The sequence below is a fragment of the Streptosporangium sp. NPDC023963 genome (assembly GCF_040639135.1).
In the GTDB taxonomy this organism is placed as follows: Bacteria; Actinomycetota; Actinomycetes; order Streptosporangiales; family Streptosporangiaceae; genus Streptosporangium.
The window spans coordinates 234721-251997 of record NZ_JBEZZK010000004.1; the positions used below are offsets into that span (position 1 = coordinate 234721).

Sequence of the window (17277 nt, forward strand, 5' to 3'; positions counted from 1 at the left end):
GAAGACACTCGGGGTTGCCCGCCTCCCGGAGACGGACGAACCGGGGGTTGTCCTCACCATGAGGGCGTGGCCGGCGGACTCGCTGTCGAGGCGACGCGGCCGGATCAGGACCGAGAGCCCGACGAGCTTCGCGGCCTCATCGAAGTTCACAGGCCGGGCATCGACTCGACCGTCACGGCCGGCTGCCGGTCGCGTTCGGTGTCCCCGGTCACCTCCGGCACGAACCTGCCGGTAACCGGAGTGTTGACCTCCGGCTGTCGCAGACCGATCGCGATGTTCTCCGGGTACAACATGAGTTAAGGCTGTGATTCACCACAGGAGGGCTCATGACCCCGGTCGTGTCGTATGCGCGGATCTCGGTAGACGGCAGGAAGGACGAGCACGGCGTCCAGGACCAGCACGCGGTGAACCGGGAGACCGCCGCCCGGCACGGCTGGACCGTGGTGCACGAGTTCACCGACAACGACAAGTCCGCCGCGAAGGCGCACGTGGTCCGCGACGCCTTCGAGGCGATGGTACGGGCGCTGAGGGCCGGGAGACTCGACGACGGCACGCCGGTTCGGGGAGTGGTGGTCGTGGCCGATGACCGCCTTGCCCGGCGGCCCGGTGACTACGAGCGGTTCGTGGAGGCGTTCACCAAGCGTGATGGCCTGGTTTTCGCCGACTCCAAGCAGACCAAGAACCTCTACAGCGAGGACACCGAGAGCATGGGCCTGTTCGGTGTGGTGATCTCCAAGATGGAGGTCCGCAAGATGCAGCGCCGGATGCGCCGTTCGCACCGGGCACGTGCCGAAAGCGGGACTCCGGTGGGCGGTGCTCGCCCGTTCGGCTGGCAGGACGACCGGGTGACTCTGAACCCGGTGGAGGCGCCGCTGGTCCGGCAGGCCGCCCGTGACTTCATCGCCGGGCGCTCCCTGCACTCCATCGTCCGGGAGTGGCAGCGCAACGACCTGAAGACGCCTCGGGGTAACAAGTGGCAGAGCGTGACTTTGAAAGCCGTGCTGTCGGCTCCCCGGCTCTGCGGGTGGCGTCGGCTGGACGGTGAGATCGTGCGCGACGGTGAGGGAAACCCGGTCGTCGGCAAGTGGGAACCGATCCTCACCCCTGAGGAATGGCTCGCTGTTCAGGCCATCATCGATGCCAGGAAAGGCGGGCTCGTCCACAACGACGGCAGCGTGGTTAGGCTCGTCTCTCCGCAGGAAAGAGAACGTCAGTATCTTCTGTCCGGCATTCTGCGCTGCGGGCGTCCGACTTCGGAGGGCGGAATATGCAACAAGCCGCTCCGGGTGACGCGCCGCCAGGAAATCGAGTACCACAGCTATTCCTGCTCGTCCAAGGCTGCGGGCGGCTGCGGTGGTATTTCCCGCCGGGGCGATGTGGTCGACTTCTTCATCTCCGAGCTGGTGATGAAGAAGATGGAGGAGGCCACCTTCTTCGAGTCGGCGGACGGCTCCGAGTGGACGGGAGAGGAAGAACTGGAGACCGCCGTGCAACAGCTCGACGAGCTGACCCGCCGGTGGCGGACCAAGGAGATCAGCGCGGAGCTGTACTTCAGGGTCGCTCCGGAGCTGGAGGCGACCATGGCACGCCTGCGGGCGGACAGGGCCAAGCGCGCGGCCTCGGCGGAGGTTCGACAGGCTCGGGCGTTGCTGGGCATGGAGGAGATCCGGCGACGCTGGTACCTGCCCGAGGAGGACGGCGGGCTCCCGCTGTCCAGCAAGCGCGCCCACATCACCGATGCCCTGCACGCGGTCATCGTCCATCCGAGAGGCGGCGGTCGCGCCCCCTTCAACCCCGATCTCCTCGAACCAATCTGGCGCGAGTGACGGAGAAGACGTCTCAGGACGTCCTCGACGGCCAAGGGAGTTGCTCGCCTTACCTAGAGGCGACAGCTCCCTTACTTCTCATCGTTGATGACCATATGCAGCCGTATGCGGCTGGACGCCATGGGACGCCACCGTACGTCAGTGGACGTCCTGGGACGTCTGAGGGGACGCGGCGGGCGGAATTTACGCCCGCATGATTTCGCCACCCCGGTGGTACAAAGAGAGATACCAAAAGCCCCGTCATTTCCGGGAAGACAGCGAGAAACCAGCCGCGACAGACACGAGCGAAGAAAGCCACCGGGCACCCGACCACCACACGCCGTTCCGCTGGGGAGACCCGGCCAGCGGTAGGCCAGCACCACCGGCATCGCTCGCTGCTCACCAGTCGCGCAACCCTTAACACTCCGAACTCTCGCTGATAAGTACCACCGCTCAACAGACATGCGACTTCCGCATGCCTGGCGATGGTGCGCGCCTTCTTCCTGGACATGAGCGGCGGCTCCCTACGAGGAAAGGAGCTGTTTGGTTCCCAAAGAAATGGGGCCGTACGTCGCGCTCGCCGAGGAGTGGTGCGAGCGCATGATCGCCGACTCGCCCCGGTGGTCCGCTGATCGATGGCGACGCATCGCTGCCATCCACGGCATCGAGTTCGTCGAGGAGACGGCTCATGCCATCGCAACACGACGCAAGGAGACCGAGAAGAAGGAGAACGCCGCGTGAGAGAGGTTCCGTCCTTTTCCTCCGACGTGCTCGCCGCCATGCAGCGCGCGGCCATGCCGGACTTCGGACGGTGGCAGCGCATGGTGTACGCCACCGGCGGTTGTGCCCAGCCCGTCCGGCTCCACGGTGAACGGATCACTGTGGACGCCGGAACGGGTGAGGTCCTGGACGTCTACCGGACCGCCGACGAACCGACCGGCTTCCTGCTGACCGCGTGCGGCAACCGGCGCGCGTCGCGCTGCCCTGCCTGCTCGGCGACCTACAAGGACGACACCTACCACCTGATCATTTCCGGCCTGCGCGGCGGCAAGGGCGTCCCCGAGGACGTCAGCGCTCACCCTCGCGTGTTCGCCACCTTCACCGCCCCCTCCTTCGGCGCGGTCCACGGCCACCGGGAGAAGGACGGCAAGACCCTGCCGTGCCGCCCCCGGCGCGACCTCCCCGTCTGCGAGCACGGACGTCCCGAGGGGTGCGGCGCCCGCCATGACCGTGACGACCCCCAGGTCGGACAACCCCTCTGCATGAGCTGCTACGACTATGAAGGCGCGGTGCTGTGGAACGCCCACGCGGGTCGGCTCTGGCGAGAGTTCATCAAGACCGTCCCGTCCGTCTTCGCTCGACTGCTGGGCATAAGCCGTACCGACCTGCGGAGCATGCTCCGGCTCTCGTACGCCAAGGTCGCCGAATATCAGGCGCGCGGCCTAGTCCACTTCCATGCGGTGATCCGCCTCGACGGCCCGGACGGCCCGGCTGACCACCCGCCGGACTGGGCGACCGTCCCGCTGCTGGATGAGGCCATCCGCCAGGCGGCTCACCAGGTCGTCGTTCCCGTGCAGGGCGAGCGTCCTGTGTCGCTGCGATGGGGTGACCAACTCGATGTGCGCCCGGTCTACGTCTCCGCCGACCTCGACGGCGTGAGCGACCGGCGTGTGGCCTCCTATGTCGCCAAGTACGCCACCAAGGGCGCGGAGTCGGCTGGAACCGTTGACCGTCCCGTTCGTCACATGTGGGAGGTCCGGAACCTGGACGTCACCGAACACGCCCGACGCATGATCTACACCTGTCTTCTCCTCGACAACCTTCCGGAGTACCGGGACCTTCCCCTCCGCCAGTGGTCCCACATGCTGGGGTACCGTGGCCACTTCTCAACCAAGAGCCGTCACTACTCCACGACCCTGGGAGCACTGCGCCAGACGCGTGCCGATTACCGCGCCGTACGGGCTCGGATGCTTCTGGGCCTGCCTGATCCTGACGAGGGCAACACGCTCACGGTCTCCGAGTGGACGTACGGCGGTAGCGGTCACCGGCACGGAGAACCGTTCTGGGCCGAACTCGCCAGGCAGGGCATCGCCGCTTCTCGCCGGATCGCCCGAGAGAAGGAACAGTGACGGGTGGCATCCCCGCGGCGAGTGGTGTGGCCGGCGGAATGCCGCAGGCACCCGAAGGGATCGCGAAGCGAGTTCGGCCGGCGACACCACGACCGTCAGTCCACTGCTGACGCTGGCTCAGATCAGGGCGAGGACGCCGTGAGTCCACCTACTCTGTCTCGTCGGTGGGCGTAGCCTCCTGGCGCTCCTCGGGTGTGGTCACGAAGCTGCCCATGCCGGGCTCGGTGCGAATCAGGCCGTCAGCACGAAGAGCGCGCATGACCTTCTGACCGGTGGCGTTGGCGATGCCGAACTCGTCGACGAGATCGAGAAGAGACGGGATGCGTTCACCCGCCTCGTACTCACCAGAGCGGATGCGCTCCGCGATGATCGCGTGCACCTGTCGCCACCTGGGCTGGTTCGCCTTCAACTCCACCACGGTGATCACGGTAGGGAGCTACTGCGCGCCATGGCGATGGACAGCGCGCTAGGTGCGCTATAGCGCGCTATAGCGTGGATGGTTTATGGTGTGGTCATGGTCGAGCAGAACACACACCTGCTGCTCGACCAGTGCATGAGTCCTCATGTGGCCATGGCCCAGCGGGATCATGTGCGCCTGGACTGGCGACCGCCGTACCGCACGCTTGCCCGCGTACGGCCGGTGGCCTGGACCTGTGCATGCCGAGCAACGCTCTACGAGCTGTGCGAGGGCGGGGGACAAGCGTTCATCCGCCGGACGGTGCAGCTCGACGGCAAGCCGCAGATCTTCGAGACCTGCCGCTGGTCGATCAGCGAGGCACGGCTCACCTGGACGGCTCTGCTGTCGGGACGGGTCCGATAGACGGGCGTGGCGGCGTGGGACCGGAGGGACGGCGCCGCCACGCCTCTTCATGTGTCGGGCTAGTCAAGTTAATCCGCGAGGCGGGACGGCCGCCTTGCCGATGGCGTCTTCCCTGATTGGGCTGGTTGTGGCCTTACAGAGTGTGATCGCTTAAGGCGGCATATGTATGCGGCTGCTGTACAAGCACCCCGTGCGGTGACTTGCCCTGTTATCCGATGGCAAGTGGATCCGTACCGCAGGGCCGTCAGGCCCGAGGAGCGGAAGCCGCGCGGCAGCATGTCTTCTTGATCTTCAGACGTGCCGGTCAGCCGGTTCCCTTGCAGCGAATAGCGGCAAAACGTCCGAGCAGGAGCTGGTGACAGATTTTGCTGTCATGTCTGACCAGGGCGGAGTGCAGAAACTGGGCATACCAAGCAGACGGCCCAGACACGTTGAGGCGGGCTCGACTGTGAGCAACGACACAAATCTACTGAAGATCACTTAACGGTTCGACTCACACGCAGTGCTGCATGTGGTACAGAATGGCGGGATAGCAAACGAAGGCGAGCGAGCGGGCCCCGTCCTCAGGCGACCAACCTCAAAGGGGCCCTGCTCCGCTCCTGAACCTCGGGAGGTTCTGATGAACAATCCGCCGGAACGGCGTCTCCTCACCCAAGCTACCTCACGTGCTAAGTACATGTACAGTTTGAACGCTAAATGGTTGTACGTCAAGCGGCGCGCTGACCAGTGGCGGTGCTCCCAGCCCGACCTCGTTGGGCCCAAGAGTCCGCTCATCAACAGCCTCCTCACGGTCCTGATCGTGCTGGGACTGCAGTCGCTCCCACCCGTCATCAGCATGATCGCGATCGTTGGATTGGTCTATCGGCTCGTGTATCAGTCGCGCCTCTGATCTTGAACGCTAGCGGCGGCGGAGTGCACTCTAGGCTCCGCCGCCAGCTCCTGCTCTCGACGCCGTGTCAAGCCTGAGACGACTGTCGCTTTGTCGTACCGTGTGACGCGCATCGCTCGTCTGACTGTTCATGATGATGGTCTGAGCGCGTGGGTGGCGCTGGCCGCGACCGGCCGAAGAGCCGCAGCGCGGCCAGCGACCGCCCAACGCGCGCAGGCCGCCGCAGGCGGGCTGCCTTGACCATGTAGAGATAGTTGTCGCGTTTCAAGATCGAAAACCGTTGGCCATCTCCCCGTCGCGAAAGGCTTCTAGCTTGCAGATCTGTGTTTCCCCAGGTCGGAGCTAGAGACCCGCTCCTGCCATGCAGTCCTGGCGATCCTCGCGCCAATCGGCGATCTTGAAAGAATGGTTGCCTGAACCGATGTTCTCCGGATACTCCGTCGCGATCGGAAGGACGGCTCAGAGGGTGGGCACGATCGGGCGGATGGTGCCGTCCGCGTTGAACTCCATCCGGTCGACGGCCACCTCCCGGTTGGTGCCGTTCCCCGCCGGTACGGCGAACCGGTGGTAGGCGACGTACCACGTGTCGGTGCCGGGGGCCCGGACGACCGAGTGGTGACCGGGGCCCTTGATCCCGGCGTCCAGCCGCTTCTGCAGCACGACGCCGCGCTTGGTCCACGGCCCCAGCGGGCTCGTCCCCGTGGCGTACGCCACCCGGTAGTCCTCGCTGCGGGTGTCGTTCTCCGACCACATGAGGTAGTAGGTCCCGTTGCGCTTGAACACGAACGGCGCCTCGTTGTAGCCCGACGGGGTGATCACGCGCACCTGCGCGGGATCGAAGGAGGTCATGTCGGCGTTCAGCGGCACGACGCGGGCGGCGCCCTGGCCCCAGTACAGGTAGGAGCGGCCGTCGTCGTCGGTGAAGACCATCGGGTCGATCGCCTGGCCGGAGTACTGGCCGGCGGCGACGAGCGGCCGGCCGAGCGCGTCCCGGAACGGGCCCGTGGGCGAGTCGGACACCGCGACCCCCAGCTGCTTGGCGGTGTTCCCGGAGGCCGCGCCGCCGCTGAAGTACAGGTAGTACCGGCCGCCCGCGGCCGCGACGGCGGGCGCCCAGGCCGAGTCGTCGGCCCACGACACGTCCGGGCCGTGGTTCAGGACGACGCCGTGGTCGGTCCAGTTCACCAGGTCGGCGGAGGAGAACGCCTTGTAGTACGTGCCGCCCCAGCCCGCGTAGCCGTCGGTCGTCGCGTACAGGTAGTAGCGGCCGCCCGCGGCGATGACGTGCGGGTCGGCGAACAGGCCGGCGATCACCGGGTTGCGGTTCGTCCTGGGCGCCCACGGCGAGACGATCTTGAACGAGCTGTCCGCGCGGAACCCCGCGGTGTCCTGGTAGGTGTCCAGCCAGAGCCCGAAGTCGCGGTGCCTGATCCGCCGGCCCGGATAGTTGTAGGAGGTCAGGGACGTCGACCCGGCGACCGACCCGTCCACGGCGCAGAACGTGGCGTCGGCGCGGAAGGTCGCGTCGCCGGCGTTGGCGTCGACGCGCAGCCGATAGTCGTAGTGCCGCAGGAACAGGCCGTCCTTGGTCTGGAAGGAGTAGCAGGACGGCGAGGCCAGACCGTTGACCACGGTGAACGTGGCGTCGAGCTTGGTCTGGGCCGGGCTCGCGGAGGTCACCGGGTCGAGGCGGCCGAGCGCGCCGGTGTGCCGGACGTAGTGGCCGGGGTAGTTGACCGCCTCCAGCGACCGGGCGCCGGTCGGCAGCGTCGCGGCGTAGGCCGGGGAGGCCGTCGTCACCAGGGCGGAACCCGCGAGCACGAGCGCGGCCGTCCCTGCCGCCCATCTGCCGACCATCATGGGGACCTCTTTTCGAGCACTGAAATGTTATCGCTAACATTCATCGGCGGAGAAACGTCACGCGAGGAGGCGGGGAACGCCGATGCGCGTGGCACACCATCCGCGAGCACTGCGGAGCGGCAGGTCAGGTCGGCGCCACATCAGTGTGTGCGCTCACATTCGATCGGTCAAGCCTGTCAGATCCGGCGAATCCGCGTTCTGAGACCCCGCGGATCTGTTGACATCCGCGATGGCGGCGTAAACACTCTGCGGAAACACAGTGGAAACATCGACGCGCTCCGATCGTCCCCGCCCCAAAGGGGATCCGCCCGTTTTCACGGGTCAAAGTGGACCGTCAATTGTTAGCGCTAACATAATCGCACGCCATTCCGCCCCTCGCAGAAGGGTGCCTGCCGTGTCCCTGCGCCGGACGGTTCCCCGGGCGTCGCGTCACTCCCCCCGGGCGTCGCGTCACCGGCGACCGCGCCGAGCCGCGTCGTCGCCCTCGCCGCCGAACGGCGGCCCACAGCGGCGGCCCACAGCGGCGGCGAACCCGACCGGCTTCACCGGCCACCGCCAGATGCGTCCAGATCACCTACCGGGTCCGACCACCTGCCAGGAGGCGTAGATCACCATGAGAACAGGCTTACGCGGGGCGATCGGCAGAGCGGCCGCCGCCGTCCTGCTCATCGCCGGCGCCCTCGTCGCCCAGCCGGTGGCGCCGGCCCGGGCCGCCGAGGTCACGATCACCAACGGGACGCAGTTCCGCGACACCGCCGGGAACCCGCTGCAGGCCCACGGCGGCGGGGTGCTGAAGGTCGGCACGTACTACTACTGGTTCGGCGAGAACCGCAACGCCGACAACACCTTCCGCGCCGTCTCGGTCTACCGGTCCACCGACCTGCGGAACTGGGAGTTCCGGCGCGACGTCCTCACCCGTACGTCGGCCGCCGAGCTGAACGTCTCCAACATCGAACGGCCGAAGGTCATCTACAACAGCTCCACCGGCCGCTACGTCATGTGGATGCACAAGGAGAACGGCGTCGACTACGGGCAGGCCCGCGCCGCCGTCGCCTCCTCCGCGACCGTGGACGGCGACTACACCTACCACGGCAGCTTCCGTCCCCTGGGGCAGCACATGTCCAGGGACATCACCCTCTACAACGACAACGGCACCGCGTACATGATCTCGGCCGCGAACGAGAACTACGACCTGCACATCTACCGCCTCACCTCCGACTACCTGAACGTCGGCGCCCTGGTCGGCGACTTCTGGCCCGGCGGCCACCGCGAGGCCCCGGCCATGTTCAAGCGCGGCGGCACGTACTTCCTGCTGACGTCCGGGGCCACCGGGTGGAACCCGAACCAGGCCAGGTACGCGACGGCCTCCAGCGTCTCCGGCCCGTGGAGCGGGTGGACCAACGTCGGCGACGGCACGACGTTCGGCTCCCAGCCGGCGTACGTCCTGCCGGTGCAGGGCACCTCGACGACGAGCTACCTCTACATGGGCGACCGGTGGGCCGGCGCGTGGGGCGGCCCGGTGAACGACTCCCAGTACGTGTGGCTGCCGATCACGTTCCCGTCCGCCACGAGCATGAGCCTGAGCTGGAGCCCGCAGGTCACCATCGACACCGCCACCGGCGTGATCTCCGGTTCCGCCGCGCCGGCGTACCGGATCACGGCCCGGCACAGCGGCAGGGTGATGGACGTCGTCAGCGCCTCCACGGCGAACAACGCCGAGGTGAAGCAGTATCCGTGGAACGGCGGCGGCAACCAGAGGTGGCAGTTCCAGGACACCGGCGACGGCTACCTCCGCCTGGTCGGCCAGCACAGCGGCAAGTGCCTCGACGTGGCCAATGCCTCGACCGCCGACGGCGCCAACGTCATCCAGTACACCTGCGGCACCGGCGCCAACCAGCAGTGGCAGTGGATCGCCACCGGCGGCTACCACCAGCTCAGGGCCCGCCACAGCGGCAAGTGCCTCGACGTGGCAGGCGCCTCGACCGCCGACGGCGCCGACATCCAGCAGTACGCCTGCGGCACCGGCACCAACCAGCAGTGGACCCGAAACCAGTCCTGACGGAGCGCGCTTGCGGACGGTCTCATCAGGAAATCCTGGATTCATACCGCAGCGGCGCCTCCTGGAACCGCCAGGGTCTGGCCCGCATTGATTGCGTCTCGCAGATTTTCAGCGAGTGTGCTTTCGAGCATGTCGACGTGTTCGGTGAGACTCTGGAGGCCCTGAGCATCGTCGGTCCGGGCCAAGAGGTCTCGATACTTGTCGTTGCTCTTCAACAGCTCATGAGCCCGAAGTGCCGCGTCGGCCTCCTGAACACGACTGGCGTAATCTTCGAGTTCGACCACCTGCTTGGTGACTGAGATCATCGAGCGATCCAGGGCTTCCCGCTGCGGGGTGATGACCGCCACCAGTTCGGGCGTCACCATCTCGCTCATCGCCTCTTCCTGCTCGGCCCGCAACGCCACCTGGGTGCGGAGAAGGCGAGCGATTTCCCAGAGTCTTTCCGGAAGGACGACGTCGTTGGCTATGTCGTCAAGCAGGCCCAAGCGATTCACCCTGGACGTGGACACGATCTCAATCGCTTTCCGTGCACGCCGGATCAGACCCAAAGCGTTGTCATCCAAATCTGCCGGAAATATACAGCAGTCCCCGTAGAGACGCCGCATTCGCGCGGCGAGACCAGGGCGCGCATGGCCGGCGAACAGGGCGGCGATAACAAAGGAAAAGATAGATAAAATGGCCGCGACCTGCGAGCCGGACTGAACGGCAAAGCCGACCAGAAAGGCTCCGATCACTCCGGCGACGGCTCCGTCGACGGCAAAAAAGAGTCTGGTTCGCGAGGAAGGCTCGGGGAATCCGTCCACGAGGACGGGCATTCTGATGATCTTCTGTCGATCCGCTTCCGGAACGATCGGATCCACGACCGGCTCATCGATCCAGCCCTTCATCTGTGGCTCACTCCTTGCCGGGAAGCAGATATGTCGAACCTGATCATAGGATCAAATAGGCACAAAAGGGTGCAGTTCATCGTCTGCCACCTCACGTCACAGCCTGCTACCCAGCCAGTCGCGAAGCTTGCCGACTTTTATCCAAAAAGTCCGCATTCGGCATGTTCGTACGATTATTTCATCGTCGGTTTCCATGCGGCGACTTTCATATCCGAAGGTCCCTCCGGCGGCCGGTGCGGCGGAGCGGTGACACCAAGACCGCCGAGTCCCGCCGGACCTTCGAGCTGCCGCAGCCGCGGGATCTTTGGGATCGTGAGGGGCTCACCGGTGAGGCCGCCGGAGGCTTACAGCTCCTGGCGGAATGACTTTCGCTGTGCCCCCTGCCCGTCTCGACGCCGGGGAACTTCTCAGCAGGATCACGCATCTAACAGCTCATGATCGAAATGTCGGGCAAGAGAGCGACGGTATCGGTGATCGCAACGGCGGTCATGGTGGCCTCGGCGGTCGGCGCGGCCGGTACGGCCCAGGCGGAGACCGTCAAGATCCCCAAAGGGTTTCTGCTGACCGAGGCCGAGGCGACCAAGCCCCTCACCGAGGATCAGGCGGCCGACAGGTGGTGGACGGTCAGCGACAAGCTGACCAAGCCGCTTGAGCTCAACCCCTGCCGCTCCAAGGAGAAGCCCCGCGACGGCCGCATCGCGATGCGGACCATCATCGGGGGGACCAGCGCCCCCTCGTACGTCACCGAGCAGCTCGTGCTGTATCCCAGCGCGAAGAACGCCGGGACCGTGTTCCGCAGGCTCCGCGCCGACGTGAAAAAATGCGCCAAGGCCAAGGCTCCGCAGACGGCGAGCGTGGCCGGGAGCTTTCACCGCTACACCGGCGAGAAGGTGAACATCGCAGACGAGGCCCTGCTGGTCAAGGGAAGCTCCTACGAAAGGGGCACGGAGGAGCCCCTCAAGGGCGAGCTGTACGTCTCCGGCGGGGAGCGGTACGTCGTCGTCCGCCGCGGGAGCGCCCTGGCCCTCTACACCGCCGACTCCTACTGGGCCGGCGAGGACACGACCAAGATACTCGTCAGCAGGGCGAAGAAGATGGCCAGGAAGGTCTGCGGCCTTCCCGGCGTGTGCACCCGGCGAGGATGATCGCCGGCTCTCGGCCGATGTCCGGCGATGCTCGTGGTGGGCATCGCCGGACATCGAGTCCCTCCGCTCCCGTGGAAAGAGATCCTCGAAGGCAGTGCGGCAGGCATTCCGTCAGGCGCTCTCGGTCACCCGGCCAGTCACTCACGCCCGGTTTCCATGATCACAGACTGAGCGTTTCCACAGGTGGAGCCCAGGAGATTCGAACTCCTGGAACTCCTGCCTGCAAAAGCATCCCGGAATCCCCGGACTCGGGACACACCAGCGACTCCACCGGACTCGGGACACACCAGCGGGTCCGGGACACCGGGTCGTGGAGAGCCGTGGAGATGGGCGCGCCGCCGGGGTCGTGGAGATGTCCACGACCCCGGCGGCGCGCCCGCCCCTGAGCCTTACGCGCCGAGACTCACTCGCCGGTCTTCTCGGCGAGGGTCACGGTGACGGTGCCGGGCTGCCCGTCGCGGACGTAGGCGATGGCCACCTGCTGGCCGGGCTTGAAGCCGCGGACGGCTCCGACCACGGTGGCCGCCTCGTCCACGGCCGTGTCGTTGATCTTGGTGATCAGGTCGCCCTGCCGGATGCCCGCCTTGGCCGCGGGGCTTCCCTCGGTGACCTGGCCGACCAGGGCGCCGCCCGCGTCCCCGGTGGCGTCGGTCACGCTCACGCCCAGGAAGGCGTGGGAGACCTTGCCGCTCTCGATGAGCTGCTGGGCGACCTGGTTGGCGGTGGTGATGGGGATGGCGAAGCCGACCCCGATGCTGCCCTCCCCGCCGTTGGTGGCGATGGCGGTGTTGATCCCCACCACCTGTCCGGCCGCGTTGACCAGCGCCCCTCCCGAGTTGCCGGGATTGATCGCCGCATCGGTCTGGATGGCGCCGCCGATGGTGGTGCTCCCGCCTCCGCTCTGCCGCTGGTCGCCCCAGCCGGGCGGGAGCTGCTGCCGGCCCTGGTCGCCGCCGACGGTCAGGGTACGGTTCAGCGCGCTGACGATCCCCGCGGTGACCGAGCCGGACAGGCCGAGCGGGCTGCCGATGGCGAGGACGGAGTCCCCCACCTTCAGCCGGTCGCTGTCGCCGAGCGTGGCCTTGGTGAGACCGGAGACGCCCTCCGCCTTGATGACCGCGAGGTCGGTGGCAGGGTCGGTTCCGATGATCTTCGCGGTGGCGGACTTCCCGTCGCTGAACTTGACCGTCACCTGGCTGCCTGGACCCCCCTGGCCCCCGGCCTCCACCACGTGGTTGTTGGTCAGGATCAGGCCGTCGTCCGACAGCACCACCCCGGACCCCTCGCCCCCACCGGCGGCGGTCCTGACCTCGATCGACACCACGGAGGGCTGGACGGCCTGGGCGATGTCGGCGACCGTGGTCGCGTTGCCGACCGGGCTGACCACCGGAGCGGACGACGAGACCTGGGCGGTGGCGCCGCTGTTGAGACTCGTCGCGACGAAGGCCCCCGCGACCCCGCCGCCGACGGCCATGGCCGCCAGCGCGAGACCGGCACCTACCTTCTGCCCGGCGCTGAGCCGCCCGCGCCGCGGGGGGACCGACCCCGGTCCCCCGTGGTGTCCCCCGGGCCCCCCGGCCCCTCCGGCTCCCCCGAGCCCCTCGGCGGCGAGCTGCTCCGGCACCGGGTGGATCAGCGTCGGCTGCGGTCCGGTGTCGGCGGCGGCGCGGTAGGCGCCGGCGCGCGGCGGCACCTTGCCGAACTGGGTCCAGCCGTCGTTCCCGGGGGTCGCCTCGGCCGGTGTGTCCTGCTGCTCATTCCTGTTCGGGTCCATGTCTTCCCCCACGTCCTACGTCCCCCGATCGAACGGGGTGGCGGCCGGCGGTCACCGGCTACTGAAAACAATGCCCGACCGCGTATAAGACCTGGTTAAGAGCCTGATCGCGGTGATCGGGATCCTCTGACAACGGCTTTATCCGCCGTGCTCAGCGAGGGTCCCGATCACTCGAAATCACCGGGCGGACACTTCGCGGCTACTTCCCGCCGCCGACCCCGAAGACCTCCGCCTGGTTCTCGATCAGCAGGTTGCCGCCCTTGATCTGCGCGGCGGCGGGGCCGTCGAGGACGCCGTCCTGGCCGGGAAGCTGGCCCGAGCCGCGCTCGGGGCCGAGCGGCACCACGATGACGGGCGGCATCGGCTCGTACGCCCCCACCTCTCCCTCGCCGGTGATGAGGGCGCGGATGTTCGCGGCGACGACCTCGGCCTGCATTCCCGCGTGCGCCGCCATCGGCGGGCCCAGGGTGGTGATGTCGCCGAGCGCGAAGACGCTGTCCTGCCCGACCACCCGCAGCTCGGGGGTCACCTCGACGAGCCGCCTCGCCGTGAGGGCGGGGGCCAGGTCGTCGGCGAGGTAGCCGGTGAGGGGCATGGCGCCGTGGCAGCGGTACCAGATGTCGGCGGTGACCTCCGTGCCCGCCTCGGTCGTCACGGTGAAGGTCTCGGCGGTGCCGGGCTCGGTCGGCGGCGCCTCGCGCAGCGGGCTGCCCAGCAGCAGCTCGATGCCGAGCTCGTCCAGCTGGCGGCGGAGCTCGACCCGCAGCTCGGGCTTGAACGGGCCGGGGAGGATGTCGTCGCCGATGTCGGCGACGGTGATGCGCTTGCCGGGCCAGACGGCCCTGATCTCTCCGGCGAGCTCCAGGCCCACCGGGCCCGCGCCCAGCAGCAGTACCCCGTCGGCCGCGGCGAGGGCCTGGTGCGAGGCCCGGTAGCTCTGGTGCGCGACCTCGGTCTCGACGGCGTCGCTCTTGCCGGGGAACGGGTAGGAGGAGCCGGTCGCGAGCACGATGTAGTCGGCGGCGATCTCCTCGCCGGAAGCGAGGACGACGCGCTTGGAGTCGACGCTGACGGCCCGGTCGCGGACCACCCGGCCCCGGGTGAGCAGGGTGTCGTACGGGAAGTAGATGCGCGGCAGCCAGGCCGGGTCCACCAGGGCCCGCAGCGCGGCGACGTTGTGCACGAAGGCGTCCTTGGGGTCGACGAGCACGACGTCGGCCACGTCGTCGAGCGCCTTGGCGACGCGGACGCCTCCGTAGCCTCCGCCGACCACGACGACGGTGGGCTGCCAGGCGGGTGCGGTATCGCTCATCACAGGTTCCCGATCTCTTTCTGGTGCGTAATCACGGTGATCCGGCACGGGTCGCGGACCCGAACGGCCGTCGGTCGAACCGGGTCACCTCACGGCGGGCACGCCGACCGGGACCCGGAAAAGGGCTCTGAGCAGGCCGTACGTGCCGATGCGGGCGTCCGGCATGTCGTTGACACTAACATATCGTTGAACCCAATCAACTATCTATGTGCTTCGATCATTTAGCCCGTGTTACGGTACGAGCATGGAAGTCGAGGACATCCGGCCATCCAGGGCCGTGGATCGCCTCGGCATGCTCCTGGCCCGCCACGGCACCGTCACGAACATCCGCATGCGTCAGGCGCTCGGGGTGACCGGCCTGACCCCCAGGCACGCCGTCGCGCTGATGAACCTCGACGACAACGGCCCCATGGGCCAGCAGGCCCTCATCGAGGCGCTGGCGGTCGATCCCAGCGTGCTGGTGGCGATCCTCAACGACCTGGAGCGTGACGGGCTCGCCGAGCGCCGCCGCGACCCGGCCGACCGGCGCCGCCACATCGTGGAGATGACCGCCGCGGGAGCCGACGCGCTCACCAAGGTGCAGGAGGCGCTCACGGCGATGGAACGGGAGCTGTGCTCCGGCCTCGACGAGGAGGAGATCGTCCAGCTCTACGGGCTTCTCAGCCGCATCAACACTTCGGCCGAGGAAGAGAAACAGGCCTGCACCGAGGAGTGATCGCCCGGGGCACGGATCGGGGACCGGCCGCACGGGTTCCCCGGCGGCCGCCGCACGCGAACCTCACCCGTCGCGAGCGAGCCCGTCGATCAGGCGCCTGAAGGCACCGCCTCCGGACGGCTCAGGAGCCGGCGGACCGGTACTCGTCGCGCAGGAGACGCTTGTAGAGCTTTCCCGTGGGGTGCCTGGGCAGTTCCTCGCGGAAGTCGACCGACCGGGGACACTTGTAGAGCGCGAGCTGGGACCGGCAGTACTCGATCAGCTCGGCCTCCAGCCCCGGGCCCGCCAGGTCCATGGAGATCGGCTGGACGACGGCCTTGACCTGCTCGCCCATCTCCTCGTCGGGGATGCCGAAGACGGCCACGTCCGCCACCTTCGGGTGGACGGACAGGACGTTCTCGGCCTCCTGCGGGTAGATGTTGACCCCGCCGGAAATGATCATGTAGGAGCGGCGGTCGGTGAGGTAGAGGAAACCCTCCTCGTCGAGGTAGCCGATGTCTCCGAGGGTGGTCCAGCCCCGGCCCTGGGGGTCGCGCGAGGCCCGCGTCTTGTCCTCGTCGCCGTGGTAGACGAACTGGGGGCCGTCGGAGAAGTAGACGGTGCCGTGCTCACGCGGCGGCAGCTCGTCGCCGTCCTCGTCGCACACGTGGATGACGCCGAGCAGCGGGCGGCCGACCGTCCCCTTGTGGCCGAGCCAGTCCTGGGAGCCGACGTACAGGAAGCCGTTGCCCTCGGTCCCCGCGTAGTACTCGTGGACGATCGGGCCCCACCAGTCGATCATCCGCTCCTTGATGGGGACGGGACAGGGGGCCGCGGCGTGGATCGCGCAGGTCAGCGACGACAGGTCGTGGCGCGCGCGGGTCTCCTCGGGCAGCTTGAGCATCTTGATGAACATGGTCGGCACCCACTGCGAGTGGGTGACGCGGTACTTCTCGACGAGCGCGAGCGCCTGCTCGGGGTCGAACCTCTCCATGACGACGAGCGTGGCGCCCAGGCGCTGGAAGGTCATGCAGTAGCGCAGCGGGGCGGCGTGGTAGAGCGGCGCCGGGGAGAGGTAGACGCTGTCGGCGGAGGGCGCGAACAGGAACTGGATGAGCTGCAGCAGCGGCCCGGGCGTGTCCAGCGGGGCCTGGGAGAGGGTGGGCTTGACGCCCTTGGGCCGTCCGGTGGTGCCCGAGGAGTAGAGCATGTCCACGCCCTGGCACTCGTCCTCGACCGGGGTGGCGGGGTGGGCCGCGACGGCCTTCTCGTACGAGTCGAAGCCGGGGGCCACGCCGTCCAGCATGAGCCTGAGCCCGACGCCCGGGGTGCGGTCCGCGATGGAGACGGCCACGTCCGCGAGGGCGGCCGAGGAGATGAAGATCCGGGCCTCGCAGTTGTCGACGATGTAGGCGAGCTCGTCGGTCTTCAGCCGGGGGCTGATCGCGGTGTAGTACAGGCCGGAGCGGTGCGCGGCCCACGCGATCACCAGGAACAGCGGGTGGTTCTCCAGCATGAAGGCGATGTGGTCGCCCGGTCGCAGCCCGGCGGCGCGGAAGAGGTGGGCGAGGCGGTTGGACTCCTCGTCCAGCTCGCGGTAGGTGACGACCCGTCCGGAGCCCGCCATGATCACAGCGGGTTTGTCGGGCGAGACTGCTGCGATCGCTCCCGGGTGCATGAAACCGAACATTACTCGGCGGGAAGTTCGGTGAGAAGTGCCCGCACGCGACTGGGCCGCGACCTCGCGTGAGGTCGCGGCCCAGGGGTGCTCAGGCCTCGGGAGAGTCCTGGCCGGGTGGATCTGAGGTGGCCGTACCCGGGAGGGTCCCGGCCGGGTGGATCAGCGTGGTCGTACTCCTGGGAGCTCGGGCCGTGCGCAGCGTGGCCCGAGCTCCGGGGAGCC

General features: G+C 67.8%; 14 protein-coding genes. 7 read left to right on the forward strand and 7 right to left on the reverse strand.

The window, feature by feature from the left end; all coding sequences use genetic code 11:
• Window positions 1–146 precede the first annotated feature (146 nt).
• Entirely contained in the window at window positions 147–293 is a 147-nt protein-coding gene (locus tag AB0F88_RS15525) for a hypothetical protein (RefSeq protein WP_362683120.1), read from the reverse strand.
• 33 nt (window positions 294–326) lie between these two features.
• Between AB0F88_RS15525 and AB0F88_RS15530 the strand changes: the two genes are divergently transcribed.
• From AB0F88_RS15530 to AB0F88_RS15540, 3 genes are all read left to right on the forward strand, one after another.
• Window positions 327–1826 (forward strand): recombinase family protein, encoded by a 1500-nt coding sequence (locus AB0F88_RS15530; RefSeq protein ID WP_362683123.1) that lies wholly within the window; start codon window positions 327–329, stop codon window positions 1824–1826.
• A gap of 522 nt (window positions 1827–2348) precedes the next feature.
• Window positions 2349–2546 (forward strand): hypothetical protein, encoded by a 198-nt coding sequence (locus AB0F88_RS15535; RefSeq protein ID WP_362683126.1) that lies wholly within the window; start codon window positions 2349–2351, stop codon window positions 2544–2546.
• Window positions 2543–3934, forward strand: coding sequence for a replication initiator (locus tag AB0F88_RS15540; RefSeq protein WP_362683129.1), 1392 nt, complete (start codon window positions 2543–2545; stop codon window positions 3932–3934). Before AB0F88_RS15535 ends, AB0F88_RS15540 begins: the two co-directional genes overlap by 4 nt.
• Window positions 3935–4082: 148 nt before the next feature.
• On the opposite strand, the gene AB0F88_RS15545 is transcribed toward AB0F88_RS15540, so the two are convergent.
• Entirely contained in the window at window positions 4083–4361 is a 279-nt protein-coding gene (locus tag AB0F88_RS15545; RefSeq protein WP_362683132.1) for a winged helix-turn-helix domain-containing protein, read from the reverse strand.
• Window positions 4362–4448: 87 nt separating this feature from the next.
• On the opposite strand from AB0F88_RS15545, the gene AB0F88_RS15550 reads away from it, so the two are divergent.
• Entirely contained in the window at window positions 4449–4754 is a 306-nt protein-coding gene (locus AB0F88_RS15550) for a hypothetical protein (protein ID WP_362683135.1), read from the forward strand.
• Between the two features lie 1348 nt (window positions 4755–6102).
• On the opposite strand, the gene AB0F88_RS15555 is transcribed toward AB0F88_RS15550, so the two are convergent.
• A complete protein-coding gene (locus tag AB0F88_RS15555; protein WP_362683138.1) occupies window positions 6103–7503 on the reverse strand; it encodes a family 43 glycosylhydrolase in 1401 nt (466 codons plus the stop codon).
• A gap of 613 nt (window positions 7504–8116) precedes the next feature.
• Here AB0F88_RS15555 and AB0F88_RS15560 point away from each other — a divergent pair.
• A complete protein-coding gene (locus AB0F88_RS15560; RefSeq protein ID WP_362683141.1) occupies window positions 8117–9562 on the forward strand; it encodes an RICIN domain-containing protein in 1446 nt (481 codons plus the stop codon).
• Window positions 9563–9603: 41 nt separating this feature from the next.
• Here AB0F88_RS15560 and AB0F88_RS15565 read toward each other — a convergent pair whose 3' ends face one another.
• On the reverse strand, window positions 9604–10449 hold the full coding sequence (locus tag AB0F88_RS15565; RefSeq protein ID WP_362683144.1) for a hypothetical protein: 846 nt from the start codon (window positions 10447–10449) through the stop codon (window positions 9604–9606).
• Between the two features lie 470 nt (window positions 10450–10919).
• On the opposite strand from AB0F88_RS15565, the gene AB0F88_RS15570 reads away from it, so the two are divergent.
• A complete protein-coding gene (locus tag AB0F88_RS15570; RefSeq protein ID WP_362683147.1) occupies window positions 10920–11594 on the forward strand; it encodes a hypothetical protein in 675 nt (224 codons plus the stop codon).
• 403 nt (window positions 11595–11997) lie between these two features.
• Here AB0F88_RS15570 and AB0F88_RS15575 read toward each other — a convergent pair whose 3' ends face one another.
• Together AB0F88_RS15575 and AB0F88_RS15580 are read right to left on the reverse strand one after the other, a co-directional pair.
• Complete coding sequence (locus tag AB0F88_RS15575) at window positions 11998–13368, reverse strand: trypsin-like peptidase domain-containing protein (protein WP_362683150.1); 1371 nt, start codon at window positions 13366–13368, stop codon at window positions 11998–12000.
• 199 nt (window positions 13369–13567) lie between these two features.
• A complete protein-coding gene (locus AB0F88_RS15580; RefSeq protein WP_362683153.1) occupies window positions 13568–14680 on the reverse strand; it encodes an FAD-dependent oxidoreductase in 1113 nt (370 codons plus the stop codon).
• A 244-nt stretch (window positions 14681–14924) separates the two neighbouring features.
• Here AB0F88_RS15580 and AB0F88_RS15585 point away from each other — a divergent pair, with 244 nt between their 5' ends.
• The gene (locus AB0F88_RS15585; RefSeq protein ID WP_362683156.1) at window positions 14925–15395 is read left to right on the forward strand and encodes a MarR family winged helix-turn-helix transcriptional regulator; all 471 of its coding nucleotides are present in this window, start codon (window positions 14925–14927) and stop codon (window positions 15393–15395) included.
• Between the two features lie 121 nt (window positions 15396–15516).
• On the opposite strand, the gene AB0F88_RS15590 is transcribed toward AB0F88_RS15585, so the two are convergent.
• Entirely contained in the window at window positions 15517–17052 is a 1536-nt protein-coding gene (locus AB0F88_RS15590; protein ID WP_362683159.1) for an acyl-CoA synthetase, read from the reverse strand.
• Between the last annotated feature and the right edge of the window lie 225 nt (window positions 17053–17277).

Bases quoted from the DNA above. Each gene is read 5' to 3' on its own strand.
- AB0F88_RS15590 (WP_362683159.1), bottom strand. From the start codon at position 17,052: ATGCACCCGGGAGCGATCGCAGCAGTCTCGCCCGACAAACCCGCTGTG.
- AB0F88_RS15530 (WP_362683123.1), top strand. From the start codon at position 327: ATGACCCCGGTCGTGTCGTATGCGCGGATCTCGGTAGACGGCAGGAAG.
- AB0F88_RS15550 (WP_362683135.1), top strand. From the start codon at position 4,449: ATGGTCGAGCAGAACACACACCTGCTGCTCGACCAGTGCATGAGTCCT.
- AB0F88_RS15575 (WP_362683150.1), bottom strand. From the start codon at position 13,368: ATGGACCCGAACAGGAATGAGCAGCAGGACACACCGGCCGAGGCGACC.
- AB0F88_RS15580 (WP_362683153.1), bottom strand. From the start codon at position 14,680: ATGAGCGATACCGCACCCGCCTGGCAGCCCACCGTCGTCGTGGTCGGC.
- AB0F88_RS15525 (WP_362683120.1), bottom strand. From the start codon at position 293: ATGTTGTACCCGGAGAACATCGCGATCGGTCTGCGACAGCCGGAGGTC.
- AB0F88_RS15555 (WP_362683138.1), bottom strand. From the start codon at position 7,503: ATGATGGTCGGCAGATGGGCGGCAGGGACGGCCGCGCTCGTGCTCGCG.
- AB0F88_RS15565 (WP_362683144.1), bottom strand. From the start codon at position 10,449: ATGAAGGGCTGGATCGATGAGCCGGTCGTGGATCCGATCGTTCCGGAA.
- AB0F88_RS15560 (WP_362683141.1), top strand. From the start codon at position 8,117: ATGAGAACAGGCTTACGCGGGGCGATCGGCAGAGCGGCCGCCGCCGTC.
- AB0F88_RS15585 (WP_362683156.1), top strand. From the start codon at position 14,925: ATGGAAGTCGAGGACATCCGGCCATCCAGGGCCGTGGATCGCCTCGGC.